This window comes from Streptomyces hirsutus (assembly GCF_001418415.1).
Lineage (GTDB): Bacteria > Actinomycetota > Actinomycetes > Streptomycetales > Streptomycetaceae > Streptomyces > Streptomyces hirsutus.
The window spans coordinates 1-13005 of record NZ_LIQT01000350.1 but is presented as its reverse complement, the minus strand read 5'-3'; the positions used below and the strand labels follow the sequence as shown (position 1 = coordinate 13005).

General features: G+C 69.8%; 12 protein-coding genes and 2 pseudogenes. 9 read left to right on the top strand and 5 right to left on the bottom strand.

Going from position 1 to position 13005, the window contains the following annotated elements; all coding sequences use genetic code 11:
• Positions 1-718: pseudogene (locus AOK11_RS25385) on the bottom strand (topoisomerase II); the annotation flags it as partial.
• Between the two features lie 121 nt (positions 719-839).
• Between AOK11_RS25385 and AOK11_RS25380 the strand changes: the two are divergent.
• Complete coding sequence (locus tag AOK11_RS25380; protein ID WP_055596049.1) at positions 840-1130, top strand: hypothetical protein; 291 nt, start codon at positions 840-842, stop codon at positions 1128-1130.
• Positions 1131-1153: 23 nt separating this feature from the next.
• Here AOK11_RS25380 and AOK11_RS46830 read toward each other — a convergent pair.
• Positions 1154-1234: pseudogene (locus tag AOK11_RS46830) on the bottom strand (SCO5717 family growth-regulating ATPase); the annotation flags it as partial.
• 366 nt (positions 1235-1600) lie between these two features.
• Positions 1601-1918, bottom strand: coding sequence for a DUF397 domain-containing protein (locus AOK11_RS25375; protein WP_055596048.1), 318 nt, complete (start codon positions 1916-1918; stop codon positions 1601-1603).
• Positions 1919-2195: 277 nt separating this feature from the next.
• Here AOK11_RS25375 and rpsO point away from each other — a divergent pair, with 277 nt between their 5' ends.
• The 5 genes from rpsO (at position 2196) to AOK11_RS25350 (ending at position 7700) form a co-directional block, all read left to right on the top strand.
• The gene (gene rpsO, locus AOK11_RS25370) at positions 2196-2483 is read left to right on the top strand and encodes a 30S ribosomal protein S15 (protein WP_042168273.1); all 288 of its coding nucleotides are present in this window, start codon (positions 2196-2198) and stop codon (positions 2481-2483) included.
• A gap of 360 nt (positions 2484-2843) precedes the next feature.
• Complete coding sequence (locus tag AOK11_RS25365) at positions 2844-5057, top strand: polyribonucleotide nucleotidyltransferase (protein ID WP_055596047.1); 2214 nt, start codon at positions 2844-2846, stop codon at positions 5055-5057.
• A complete protein-coding gene (locus AOK11_RS25360) occupies positions 5054-6433 on the top strand; it encodes a M16 family metallopeptidase (protein WP_055596046.1) in 1380 nt (459 codons plus the stop codon). The genes AOK11_RS25365 and AOK11_RS25360 overlap by 4 nt, the downstream gene beginning before the upstream one ends.
• A 55-nt stretch (positions 6434-6488) precedes the next feature.
• Positions 6489-7241 (top strand): 4-hydroxy-tetrahydrodipicolinate reductase, encoded by a 753-nt coding sequence (gene dapB / locus AOK11_RS25355; RefSeq protein ID WP_055596045.1) that lies wholly within the window; start codon positions 6489-6491, stop codon positions 7239-7241.
• A gap of 15 nt (positions 7242-7256) precedes the next feature.
• Positions 7257-7700: a tetratricopeptide repeat protein gene (locus AOK11_RS25350; RefSeq protein ID WP_055596044.1), complete on the top strand. Its 444-nt coding sequence runs from the start codon at positions 7257-7259 to the stop codon at positions 7698-7700.
• A 165-nt stretch (positions 7701-7865) separates the two neighbouring features.
• On the opposite strand, the gene AOK11_RS25345 is transcribed toward AOK11_RS25350, so the two are convergent.
• Positions 7866-8420 carry a PH domain-containing protein gene (locus AOK11_RS25345; RefSeq protein ID WP_055596043.1) on the bottom strand — a complete coding sequence of 185 codons (555 nt, stop codon included), beginning with the start codon at positions 8418-8420 and terminating at the stop codon, positions 7866-7868.
• Between the two features lie 173 nt (positions 8421-8593).
• Positions 8594-8833: a hypothetical protein gene (locus AOK11_RS25340; protein ID WP_055596042.1), complete on the bottom strand. Its 240-nt coding sequence runs from the start codon at positions 8831-8833 to the stop codon at positions 8594-8596.
• Between the two features lie 188 nt (positions 8834-9021).
• On the opposite strand from AOK11_RS25340, the gene thyX reads away from it, so the two are divergent.
• From thyX to AOK11_RS25325, 3 genes are all read left to right on the top strand, one after another.
• Positions 9022-9774 carry an FAD-dependent thymidylate synthase gene (thyX, locus tag AOK11_RS25335; protein ID WP_055596041.1) on the top strand — a complete coding sequence of 251 codons (753 nt, stop codon included), beginning with the start codon at positions 9022-9024 and terminating at the stop codon, positions 9772-9774.
• 218 nt (positions 9775-9992) lie between these two features.
• A complete protein-coding gene (gene dapA, locus AOK11_RS25330) occupies positions 9993-10892 on the top strand; it encodes a 4-hydroxy-tetrahydrodipicolinate synthase (protein WP_055596040.1) in 900 nt (299 codons plus the stop codon).
• Positions 10893-11050: 158 nt separating this feature from the next.
• Entirely contained in the window at positions 11051-12736 is a 1686-nt protein-coding gene (locus tag AOK11_RS25325) for a ribonuclease J (RefSeq protein ID WP_055596039.1), read from the top strand.
• Positions 12737-13005: the final 269 nt, after the last annotated feature.

The window sequence follows — 13005 nt, the reverse complement described above, 5'->3', positions numbered from 1 at the left end:
GTGCCGGGGGAGCCGGGGGCGCTGCGGGAACCTGCGGCGACTGCTGAGGCTGTGCCGGCCACTGGCCGGCGGGCGCCGGCGCGACGGGGTGCGACGGGGGCGGCACGACCGGCGGTGCCGGGGGAGTCCAGGCCACCGAGTCCGAGGTGTCGGGGGAGGCGGGTCCAGCGTCCTCGGGCGGGCCGACCGCGCTGGTCGCGGAGGGCACCGCGTCGTCCACCGGTTCCTCGTTCACCGGCTTCGCGTCCTCGGGCTCGGGACCGGGTGCGTCCGCCCCGGACCCCGTCTCCGTCTCCGCGTCCTCGGGCTGGTCGAAGCCATCGTTCGCGGCGTGCTCGTCGCCTTCGTGGGCCTCCGCGGCCGATTCGGAGGCGGCGACGATGTCGGTGTCCCCGTCCTCAGCGCCGTCAGCAGGGAAAGGGACGGACGCGATGGAGGTGACGGAGGGCTCGGCGTCCTGGACGTCGTCCTCGAGTTCGTCCGTCTCTCCGGCGGGCTCGCCGGCCCCGGTCAGATCCCGGTCCTCGGCGGGCTCCGGCCGCTTTTCCGGCTCCGCGTCGGCTTCGGGCCCGGGCTCGGCAGGCACGGCTTCGGCCCGGTCCTCACGGCCCTGGATCTCCTGCTTCAGCGCGGCGGCGGAGAAGCGGATGGTGGCACCGCTCTCGAGGTCACCACTGCCGGAGTCCCGGCCGAACCCACTGACCGGAAGATCCGGCACGGCCGCAGGAGAAACAGAGTCCGGCTCCGGCGGGGACACCGACTGCGGCTCCGGCTCGAACCCGCTGCCCACCGGAAGCCGCGGTACGGCGCCCGGTCCCCCGGACGGCGGAGCGGGCGGCGTGAACGGCCTTCCCGGAGCGGGAGCCGGCGGTGTGAAGGGAGCGCCCGGCGCGGGCGCGGGCGGGGTGAAAGGCGCCCCCGGCGCCGGCGCCGGAAGGGACGAAGGCCCCGAAGCGCCGACCGCGTGCGGCGGCGGAGTCAACCCGGGCAACGGCGGAACACGCCCTGGGACAGCGGAAGAAGAGGACGAGGCGTCGGCCCTCGGCTCCGACCCCGCCCCGGCCCCCGATCCCGGCCTCGACTCCGAATTCCCCGAAGCGTTCTGCGTGTACCAGGCCGGCGGCGCGTAGTCGATGGTGAACTCGCCCGTCGTCTCGACGGAGGACTCCGCGTCGGGCTGGTCATCGCCGGGTGTTGCCCAGCCCCCGCGGATCCCGTCCCGATCGCTGCCCACAGTTCCTCCTGGTCTGGTCGAGCACCCTTGTGCCGTCGCGCTGTGCTGGGGCGACCACCTGCGGTGGTCCGAACTGGTCCTGCATGAGGACGACAACGTCCGAACCGGCCTCCCCCGGGCCTGCGACGCCGATACCCGGTTCGCGGGTGTTCCGGTGACGCGTCGGGTACCAGCCTAATCACGGGTGGCCCTGACCCGTCAGCCCTGCCCACCCTCAGCCAGTGCCACCCACAACACCCGTTGCTGTCAAGGGGCGTACACATTCACCGCACAAACGAAAGAAACCGCCCGTGGGAGAAAAATCCACGGGCGGTCATCTCGATCGGGAGCAGCCCGGAGCGCCGAACCGGTCTCGGACTGTTCGGACTACCCGGCGGCCCCGGCCGCTGTCCCCGCGGCGTCCGCCCCGCCGGTCCCCGGCGTCGGCTCCAGGTCGAATTCGCCGTCCCGCGCGCCGAGCACGAACGCACGCCACTCCGCCTCCGTGTACCGCAGCACCGTGTCCGGGTCGAGGGAGGACCGCATGGCCACCGCGCCGTCGGGCAGGTAGGCGATCTCGACCCGCTCCTCGTGCTCCTCGGTCCCCGGCGCGCTGTGCCACTCGACGCCGGAGATGTCGAGGGCGTAGAGCTCGTCCTTCTCCCGCTCCTTGCGTGCCTTGATCTCCTCAGCCGTCTCCGCCATGTCGCAGCGACCCCTTCCCGACCTATGACTGGTCCCATGGACTGGTACGAGCGCTCACATTAGTGGCACCCCGCGTCCCACCTGGGCGGTTCCGCGGACCGTGGTAAAGGGGCCTGCCACCGGCTGGTACCCTGAGTGACGGCCGTATGTGTACGCACCCCTGGAGCGCTGCTCCGGAGGCCGCGCCCTGCGGATCCCGCCTTCCGAGTCATGGAAGATCCCCCGAGGTGAAGACCGGGGGCGCTCGGTGGCCAGTCACAGACCATGAGGAGTACGCGTGTCGCTCGACGCCGCTACGAAGAACCAGATCATCGCCGACTTCCGCACCAAGGAAGGTGACACCGGCTCCCCCGAGGTCCAGGTCGCTCTCCTGTCCCGTCGGATCTCCGACCTGACGGAGCACCTCAAGACCCACAAGCACGACCACCACTCCCGTCGTGGTCTGCTCATCCTGGTCGGTCAGCGCCGCCGACTGCTGCAGTACCTCGCCAAGAAGGACATCCAGCGCTTCCGTGCGCTGGTCGACCGCCTCGGCATCCGCCGTGGTGCGGCGGGCGCCAAGTAGGACGCCGTGACGGGAGCGGTTCCCCTGGGGAAAGGGGACCGCTCCCTTTGCTGTACGTGCGGAGTGTCACCACGTCTTTGTAGTGTGGTAGCACAACGCAAGAGCACCGACTCGCTGTGACGACCGGTACCGCACCAGGTCGCGGCCGTCACCGGCACCACCCCCGATGTCCCCCCGGACGTCCCGACGCACGAGGGGAAGCGCACCTCGCCGCCGGTCCTCGGTAGTGGCCCCCGGGTGAATGAACCCGGGAGCTTCGATCGAAGACCGGCCCGCACCAGACGGCGCGCTTCTCCACACCGTCCCCCCGCCACACGGGCGAGGAGGGACGAAAGACGACAAGTAACGGAGAACCCACTGGTGGAGAACGAGACCCACTACACCGAGGCCGTCATCGACAACGGCTCCTTCGGTACCCGCACCATCCGCTTCGAGACGGGCCGCCTGGCCCGCCAGGCCGCCGGCTCCGCCGTGGCCTACCTGGACGACGACACCATGGTGCTGTCGGCCACCACGGCCTCGAAGAACCCCAAGGACCAGCTCGACTTCTTCCCCCTCACGGTGGACGTCGAGGAGCGGATGTACGCGGCCGGCAAGATCCCCGGCTCCTTCTTCCGCCGGGAGGGCCGGCCCTCCGAGGACGCGATCCTCACCTGCCGCCTCATCGACCGCCCGCTGCGCCCGTCCTTCAAGAAGGGTCTGCGCAACGAGATCCAGGTCGTCGCCACGATCATGGCGCTCAACCCCGACCACCTGTACGACGTCGTGGCGATCAACGCCGCCTCCGCGTCCACGCAGCTGGCCGGTCTGCCCTTCTCCGGCCCGATCGGCGGCGTCCGCGTCGCGCTGATCAGCGGCCAGTGGGTCGCCTTCCCGACGCACACCGAGCTCGAGGACGCCGTCTTCGACATGGTCGTCGCGGGCCGCGTCCTGGAGGACGGCGACGTCGCGATCATGATGGTCGAGGCCGAGGCCACCGACCAGACCGTCAAGCTGGTCGAGGGCGGTGCCGAGGCCCCCACCGAGGAGGTCGTCGCCGCCGGCCTCGACGCCGCGAAGCCCTTCATCAAGGTCCTGTGCAAGGCCCAGGCCGACCTCGCCGCGAAGGCCGCCAAGCCGACCGGCGAGTTCCCGGTCTTCCTGGACCACCAGGACGACGTGCTGGAGGCGCTGACCGCCGCCGTCCGCCCCGAGCTCGCCCAGGCGCTCACCATCGCCGGCAAGCAGGAGCGCGAGGCCGAACTGGACCGCGTCAAGCAGCTCGCCGCCGAGAAGCTCCTGCCGGAGTTCGAGGGCCGCGAGAAGGAGATCTCCGCCGCGTACCGCGCACTGACCAAGTCCCTGGTCCGTGAGCGCGTCATCAAGGAGAAGAAGCGCATCGACGGCCGCGGAGTCACCGACATCCGCACCCTGGCCGCCGAGGTCGAGGCCATCCCGCGGGTGCACGGTTCCGCGCTGTTCGAGCGTGGCGAGACCCAGATCCTGGGCGTCACCACCCTCAACATGCTCCGTATGGAGCAGCAGCTGGACACCCTTTCCCCGGTGACCCGCAAGCGCTACATGCACAACTACAACTTCCCGCCGTACTCCGTCGGTGAGACCGGCCGCGTGGGCTCCCCCAAGCGCCGCGAGATCGGCCACGGCGCCCTCGCCGAGCGCGCCATCCTGCCGGTGCTGCCCACCCGCGAGGAGTTCCCGTACGCGATCCGTCAGGTGTCCGAGGCCCTCGGCTCCAACGGTTCGACGTCCATGGGCTCGGTCTGCGCCTCCACCATGTCGCTGCTGAACGCCGGTGTGCCGCTCAAGGCCCCCGTCGCCGGTATCGCCATGGGTCTGATCTCCCAGGAGATCAACGGCGAGACGCACTACGTCGCCCTCACCGACATCCTCGGTGCGGAGGACGCCTTCGGCGACATGGACTTCAAGGTCGCCGGCACCAAGGAGTTCGTGACCGCCCTCCAGCTCGACACCAAGCTGGACGGCATTCCCGCCTCCGTCCTGGCCGCCGCCCTCAAGCAGGCCCGTGACGCCCGCCTCCACATCCTCGACGTGATGATGGAAGCGATCGACACGCCGGACGAGATGTCCCCGAACGCCCCGCGGATCATCACCGTCAAGATCCCCGTGGACAAGATCGGTGAGGTCATCGGCCCCAAGGGCAAGATGATCAACCAGATCCAGGAGGACACCGGCGCCGACATCACGATCGAGGACGACGGCACCATCTACATCGGTGCCGCCCAGGGCTCGCAGGCCGAGGCCGCCCGCGCCACGATCAACAGCATCGCCAACCCGACCATGCCGGAGGTCGGCGAGCGCTACCTGGGTACCGTCGTGAAGACGACCACCTTCGGTGCGTTCGTCTCCCTGATGCCCGGCAAGGACGGACTGCTGCACATCTCGCAGATCCGCAAGCTCGCCGGTGGCAAGCGCGTGGAGAACGTCGAGGACGTGCTCGGCGTGGGCGCCAAGGTCCAGGTCGAGATCGCCGAGATCGACTCCCGCGGCAAGCTCTCCCTCATCCCCGTGATCGAGGGCGAGGACGACGACAAGAAGGCCGACACCGACCAGTGACGTCCCACGGCTCCAAGGCGACGGCCCGCACCTCCCCGGAGGCGCGGGCCGTCGCCCGTACCCAAACCCCCATCCAGGGTGAGAACGGCATCGGCACCGTCCGCAGGACCACCCTCCCCGGTGGGCTGCGCGTCGTCACCGAGACCCTCCCCTCGGTCCGCTCCGCGACCTTCGGCATCTGGGCGCACGTCGGCTCCCGCGACGAGACCCCCGCGCTGAACGGCGCCACCCACTACCTGGAGCACCTGCTCTTCAAGGGCACGCACCGCAGGTCCGCCCTGGACATCTCCGCCGCCATCGACGCCGTCGGCGGCGAGATGAACGCGTTCACGGCCAAGGAGTACACGTGCTACTACGCGCGTGTGCTCGACACCGACCTGCCGCTCGCCATCGACGTGGTCTGCGACATGCTGACCGGCTCCCGCATCCTCGAGGAGGACGTCGACATCGAACGCGGCGCGATCCTCGAAGAGATCGCGATGACCGAGGACGACCCCGGCGACGGTGTGCACGACCTGTTCGCGCACACCATGTTCGGCGACAACCCGCTGGGCCGCCCCGTCCTCGGCACGGTCGACACGGTCAACGCCCTCACCGCCGACCGCATCCGCCGCTTCTACAAGAAGCACTACGACCCGACCCACCTCGTGGTCGCCTGCGCCGGCAACATCGACCACGACCAGGTCGTCCGCCAGGTCCAGGCCGCCTTCGAGGCCGCCGGCGCCCTCAAGGACCCGGACGCCCGGCCGATCGCCCCGCGCGGCGGACGGCGCACGCTGCGCACCGCCGGCCGCGTCGAGGTGATCGACCGCAGGACCGAGCAGGCGCACATCCTCCTCGGCATGCCGGGCCTGTCCCGCACCGACGAGCGCCGGTGGGCCCTCGGTGTGCTCAACACGGCCCTCGGTGGCGGCATGTCCTCCCGCCTGTTCCAGGAGGTCCGGGAGAAGCGGGGCCTGGCCTACAGCGTGTACTCGTACACCTCCGGCTTCGCCGACTGCGGCCTGTTCGGCGTGTACGCCGGGTGCAGGCCGTCCCAGGTGCACGACGTGCTGAAGATCTGCCGTGACGAACTCGACCAGGTCGCCGAGCGCGGTCTGCCCGAGGACGAGATACGGCGTGCCATCGGCCAGCTCCAGGGCTCCACCGTCCTCGGCCTGGAGGACACCGGCGCGCTGATGAACCGTATCGGCAAGAGCGAACTGTGCTGGGGCGACCAGATGTCGGTCGACGAGATGCTGGCCCGGATAGCCTCGGTCACCATGGACGATGTCCGCGCGGTGGCCCGCGACGTCCTGGGACAGCGGCCCTCGCTGTCGGTCATCGGCCCGATCAAGGACAAGCAGGCGGCCAGGCTGCACGACACCGTCGCCTAGGGCCTGTCCGGCCCCACCCCACGGTTTCGACCTCTCCGGTAAGGAAGCAAGGAAGATGAGCAAGCTGCGTGTGGCGGTCCTCGGAGCCAAGGGCCGCATCGGGTCCGAGGCGGTACGGGCGGTCGAGGCCGCCGACGACATGGAACTGGTGGCCGCGCTCGGCCGGGGCGACCGACTGGAGACCCTTGCCGAGACCGGCGCCCAGGTCGCCGTCGAACTGACCACCCCCGCATCGGTCATGGGCAACCTCGACTTCTGCGTACGCCACGGCATCCACGCGGTCGTCGGCACCACCGGCTGGACCGACGACCGCCTCGCACATCTGACGGGCCTGCTCGACCAGTCGCCGGAGACGGGTGTGCTCATCGCACCGAACTTCTCCATCGGCGCCGTGCTGACCATGAAGTTCGCGCAGATCGCCGCCCCGTACTTCGAGTCCGTCGAGGTCGTCGAACTGCACCACCCGAACAAGGTGGACGCCCCCAGCGGCACCGCCACCCGCACCGCCCAGCTCATCGCCGAGGCCCGCCGCAAGGCCGGCAGCGCCCCCGCCCCGGACGCCACGGTCACCGCCCTGGACGGCGCCCGTGGTGCCGACGTGGACGGCGTCCCGGTGCACGCCGTCCGGCTGCGCGGCCTGCTGGCCCACCAGGAGGTCCTGCTCGGCGCCGAGGGCGAGACCCTCACCGTCCGCCACGACTCCCTGCACCACAGCAGCTTCATGCCGGGCATCCTGCTCGGCACCCGCCGTGTGGTGACCACTCCCGGCCTGACCTTCGGCCTGGAACACTTCCTCGACCTGAACTGAGCCCGAGCCCACCCCATGCGCGCGAAGATCTCCTACGCCATCACGGCCGCCGTCCTGGTCGTCTACTTCGTCCTGGTCGGCAGCCGCGGTGTGCTCCTCATCCAGGCCGGAACACCCCTCACCATCGTCTTCGGTGTGGCGGTGCTCGTCCTGCCGGTCATCGGCGTGTGGTTCCTGTGGAAGAACACCGAGTTCGTCCGCAACGCCAACCGGCTCGCCGCCGAGCTCGACGCCCAGGGCGGACTGCCCGTGGACGAGCTCAAGCGCCTGCCCAGCGGCCGCGTCGACCGCGACTCGGCCGACGAGGTCTTCGCCCGGCGCAAGGCCGAGACGGAGGACGCCCCCGACGACTGGCGCAGCTGGTTCCGGCTCGCCGTCGCCTACCACGACGCCCGGGACACCCCGCGCGCCCGCAAGGCGATGCAACGCGCGATCGCCCTGCGCAAGACGGCCCCCTGACGTCTCGCCGAGCCGGTGCGCCCTCCGGCGCCCGAGCACAACAGGGTGATCGCGGCGGGGTCACCGCGGCAGGACGGCCGAAGCAGGGAAGAAAGCGCTCAGGGGCCCGGTCCGCGGGTGCGGACCGGGCCCCTGAGCGTGCGTGTGCGCGCGGTTCGGACCGGTTCAGTCCCGCCGGTACTCGTCGGCCCAGACCTCCACCGAGTCGGCCGCCCGGTCGAAGGCCGGCTCCCGCCCCAGGAAGTCCGCGTTGTGCGAGGTCAGCAGCGGCTGCACGGAGGCCGCCGACCGCCCCCGCCGGACGAGGAGCAGCGCCTGCCCCTGCACCGTCCGCGGCATCCCCAGCCAGCGCACCGGCTGCTGCACCGTGCGCACCGCGGCGATCTGGTCCCACGGCGTCGTACGGGTGGCGAACAGACTCACCTGCCGCAGTCCATGGGCACTCACCCACGTGCCCATGCGCAGCATCCGCAGCGCACCGACGATGGCGACCAGGGCGACCCCGAAGACCATGCCGGCCGACGACGGCGATGCCGTAGCCGAGATGATCACCGCTGAGAACAGCACGAACGAGGCGAGCAGCAGCAGTATCGCCGCCGCTCCCACTCGCCACGGCCCCGGCCGGTACGGGCGCCGCCAGCGGTCACGGTCGTGGTACGGCAGCGCGACGTCGTCAGCCGTCTCGAAGGCGCGGTCGGCCGTCAGGAAGGGCAGGGGCACGGCTGGGTCCTCACTCGATCCATGCGTGGGCAGTGCCCGGTGAGGCTATCGATCTGTGGTACCCCTCACCACCCTCGGGGTCCGGTTGGGGCCGGACCCCCACCCCTCCGGGCGGCAGGACCCTCTGCCGGTGTGCGGCCGAACCTCCGGCCCGGTGTCCGTCCGGCGTGCGTTCAGCGTTTGTCGGACGCCTCCGACTGCTCGGTCCCCGTGGCCGACGGGTCCGTGGACAACGCGGGCATCCCGATCACCAGGGACCCCACCAGCCCGGCGACGACGCAGAGCCCCAGCAGCCAGCGCCCGGCCAGCTCGCCGGCGGAAGCCCGCTCGCGCGGCGGAGGCGTGACGTTGCTGCGGAACGCGTCGGCGTCGGAAAGGAAGGCGAACGGCACGGATTCCCGTCGACCGAACATCAGTGGTACTTCTCCCCTCGAACCATGAGAACCTCGAACGAATCACTCTCACCGACACAAACGAACGACACCGGCAGAAGGTGCCCAGACCGTGGAAATCCCTCCCGGCACGGCCCCTCTCCCGCCGTGACGGGTGCCCCGTAGAGTGGTCGCCGACCCGCAGCCGTGATGTGACCGGAAGGACCCCCTTGACCTCCGCCGACGATCCCCAGCCGTCAACGCCCGATGACGTCACCTTGCGGAGTGACGTCACCGTGGAACTGGTGAAGTCCAGCGCCTCGGACTCGGACGTCCTGTTCGCCGCCCGCGTATCGACCCTCGGCGAGCAATCGATCGGGGAACTGGAGAAGGACCCGGAGCGTTCCAAGGGCCTGATCAACTACCTGATGCGGGACCGGCACGGCAGCCCGTTCGAGCACAACTCCCTGACGTTCCTCATCAGCGCCCCGATCTTCGTGTTCCGCGAGTTCATGCGCCACCGGGTCGGCTGGTCCTACAACGAGGAATCCGGGCGCTACCGCGAGCTGCAGCCCGTCTTCTACGTCCCCGACGCGTCGCGCAAGCTCGTCCAGGAGGGCCGTCCGGGCAAGTACGTCTTCGTCGAGGGCACCGAGGCCCAGCACGCGACCGTCCAGGACGTGCTCGGCGACACCTACCGCCAGGCCTACGACGCCTACCAGAAGCTGCTGGCCGACGGCGTCGCCCGCGAAGTGGCCCGCGCAGTGCTCCCGGTGGGCCTGTACTCCTCGATGTACGCCACGTGCAACGCGCGCTCGCTGATGCACTTCCTCGGCCTGCGCACCCAGCACGAGCTGGCGAAGGTGCCGTCCTTCCCGCAGCGGGAGATCGAGATGGTCGGCGAAAAGATGGAGGCCGAATGGGCCCGGCTCATGCCGCTCACCCACGCCGCCTTCAACGCCAACGGGCGCGTGGCCCCGTAGCCCCGGGGACGGGCTCCGAACCCCGGTCGGGCACGCATGTACGATCAGCCCTCCGAGGTGTCCGGATTGCGGTATTTCCATTAGTTCATCTAGCCTGATCAAACGGGCCCGGCACTGCCTGAACCCCCGAGCAGGCAGTGCCGGGCTCTCTCTTCGCCCCCACTTGTCGCCTCCCCCGAGGGCAGACCCTGCCCCGAGCAACGAGTAGCGTGTAACCCATGGCTCCGACCTCCACTCCGCAGACCCCCTTCGGGAGGGTCCTCACCGCCATGGTCACGCCTTTCACGGCGGACGGCGCACTCGACCTCGACGGCGCCCAGCGGCTCGCCACCCACCTGGTGGACGCAGGCAACGACGGCCTGATCATCAACGGCACCACCGGCGAGTCGCCCACCACCAGCAACGCGGAGAAAGCGGACCTCGTGCGGGCGGTCCTGGAGGCGGTCGGAGACCGCGCCCACGTGGTGGCCGGGGTCGGCACCAACGACACCCGTCACAGCATCGAACTGGCCCGCACCGCGGAGCGCACCGGCGCGCACGGCCTGCTGGTCGTCACCCCGTACTACAACAAGCCTCCGCAGGAAGGCCTGTACCAGCACTTCACGGCCATCGCCGACACCACCGGGCTGCCGGTCATGCTCTACGACATCCCCGGCCGCAGCGGTGTCCCGATCAACACCGAGACCCTCGTTCGTCTGGCCGAGCACCCGCGGATCGTCGCCAACAAGGACGCCAAGGGCGACCTCGGCCGTGCCAGCTGGGCCATTGCCCGCACACGCCTCGCCTGGTACTCCGGCGACGACATGCTGAACCTGCCGCTGCTCTCCGTGGGCGCCGTCGGCTTCGTCTCGGTCGTCGGCCACCTCGTCACGCCCGAGCTGCGCGCCCTGGTCGAGGCGTACACCTCGGGGGACGTCCAGAAGGCCACCGAGATCCACCAGAAGCTGCTCCCCGTCTACACGGGTATGTTCCGCACTCAGGGCGTGATGACCACGAAGGCGGCGCTCGCCCTGCAGGGTCTGCCCGCCGGACCCCTGCGCGCCCCCATGGCCGCGTGCACGCCGGAGGAGATCGAGCAGCTCAAGATCGATCTTGCCGCCGGCGGGGTACAGCTCTGACAACAGACTTCGCGCGACCGCTCGCGCAACCTGACTCCACAACTGAATAAGCGGCGGGCCACCAGTGCCCGCGCGCCACAACGACAACTGCTTCTGCACGAACGTCACGCGCGCCACGTGCCCCACCGGGACGTGGCGCGTGTGGTGAGGAGAGTCTTTTGAGTCATCCGCATCCTGAACTCGGCCCGCCGTCGCCACTCCCCGCGAACGGCCTGCGCGTCACCCCGCTCGGCGGTCTCGGCGAGATCGGCCGCAACATGACGGTCTTCGAGTACGGCGGCCGCCTGCTCATCGTCGACTGCGGAGTGCTCTTCCCCGAGGAGGAGCAGCCCGGAATCGACCTGATCCTGCCGGACTTCACGTCCATCCGGGACCGCCTCGACGACATCGAGGGCATCGTCCTCACACATGGTCACGAGGACCACATCGGCGGCGTTCCCTTCCTGCTCCGCGAGAAGCCGGACATCCCGCTGATCGGCTCCAAGCTGACCCTCGCCTTTATCGAGGCGAAGCTCCAGGAGCACCGCATCCGTCCGTACACCCTGGAGGTGACGGAGGGGCACCGCGAGCGCATCGGCCCGTTCGACTGCGAGTTCGTCGCGGTCAACCACTCGATCCCCGACGCTCTCGCCGTGGCGATCCGCACGCCCGCGGGCATGGTGGTCCACACCGGCGACTTCAAGATGGACCAGCTCCCGCTGGACAACCGCCTCACGGACCTCCACGCGTTCGCCCGGCTCAGCGAGGAAGGCATCGACCTCCTCCTGTCCGACTCGACGAACGCCGAGGTCCCGGGCTTCGTCCCGCCCGAACGGGACATCTCCAACGTCCTGCGCCAGGTCTTCGCCGGCGCACGCAAGCGGATCATCGTGGCGAGCTTCGCCAGCCACATCCATCGCATCCAGCAGATCCTGGACGCGGCGCACGAGTACGGCCGCCGGGTCGCCTTCGTCGGCCGTTCCATGGTCCGCAACATGGGCATCGCCCGTGACCTCGGCTATCTCAGGGTTCCGCCGGGCCTGGTCGTCGACGTGAAGACGCTGGACGACCTGCCGGACAGCGAAGTGGTCCTGGTGTGCACGGGCTCGCAGGGCGAACCCATGGCCGCCCTGTCCCGGATGGCCAACCGCGACCACCAGATCCGCATCGTCCAGGGCGACACGGTGATCCTCGCGTCGTCCCTCATCCCCGGCAACGAGAACGCGGTCTACCGCGTCATCAACGGCCTGACCCGCTGGGGCGCCAACGTCGTCCACAAGGGCAACGCCAAGGTGCACGTCTCGGGCCACGCCTCCGCCGGCGAGCTGCTGTACTTCTACAACATCTGCCGCCCGAAGAACCTGATGCCGGTGCACGGCGAATGGCGCCACCTGCGGGCCAACGCCGAGCTGGGCGCCCTGACCGGTGTCCCGCACGACCGCATCGTCATCGCCGAGGACGGAGTCGTCGTCGACCTGATCGACGGCAGAGCGAAGATCTCCGGCAAGGTTCAGGCCGGCTACGTCTACGTCGACGGCCTGTCCGTGGGCGACGTCGGCGAGCCGGCCCTGAAGGATCGCAAGATCCTCGGCGACGAGGGCATCATCTCGGTCTTCATGGTGCTCGACTCGTCCACCGGGAAGATCACCGGCGGTCCGCACATCCAGGCACGCGGCTCCGGTATCGAGGACGACGCCTTCACCGCCGTACTGCCGAAGATCGTCGATGTCCTGGAACGGTCCGCCCAGGATGGCGTCGTCGAAGCGCACCAGATGCAGCAGCTGGTACGCCGGACGCTGGGCAAGTGGGTCTCCGACACCTACCGGCGCCGGCCGATGATCCTGCCTGTCGTCGTGGAGGTCTGACGGCCCGTAGGGCAGTCCGTACACCAGAACTGGCAGCGGGGCACCTCGATTTGCATCGGGGCGCCCCGCTCCAGTACGTTTACGGCTCCCACCGACCGGGAACCCGATTGCTTCGCGCATCGGATCCAGTCCCCGGAGGGCGGGAAATCCGACTCAGAACTTCTGATAAAGTCGGAGCCGCCGGAAAGGGAAATCGCGAAAGCGGGACCCGGGAAGGCGAACAGCCCGAGGAAATCGGATCGGAAAGATCTGATAGAGTCGGACACGCA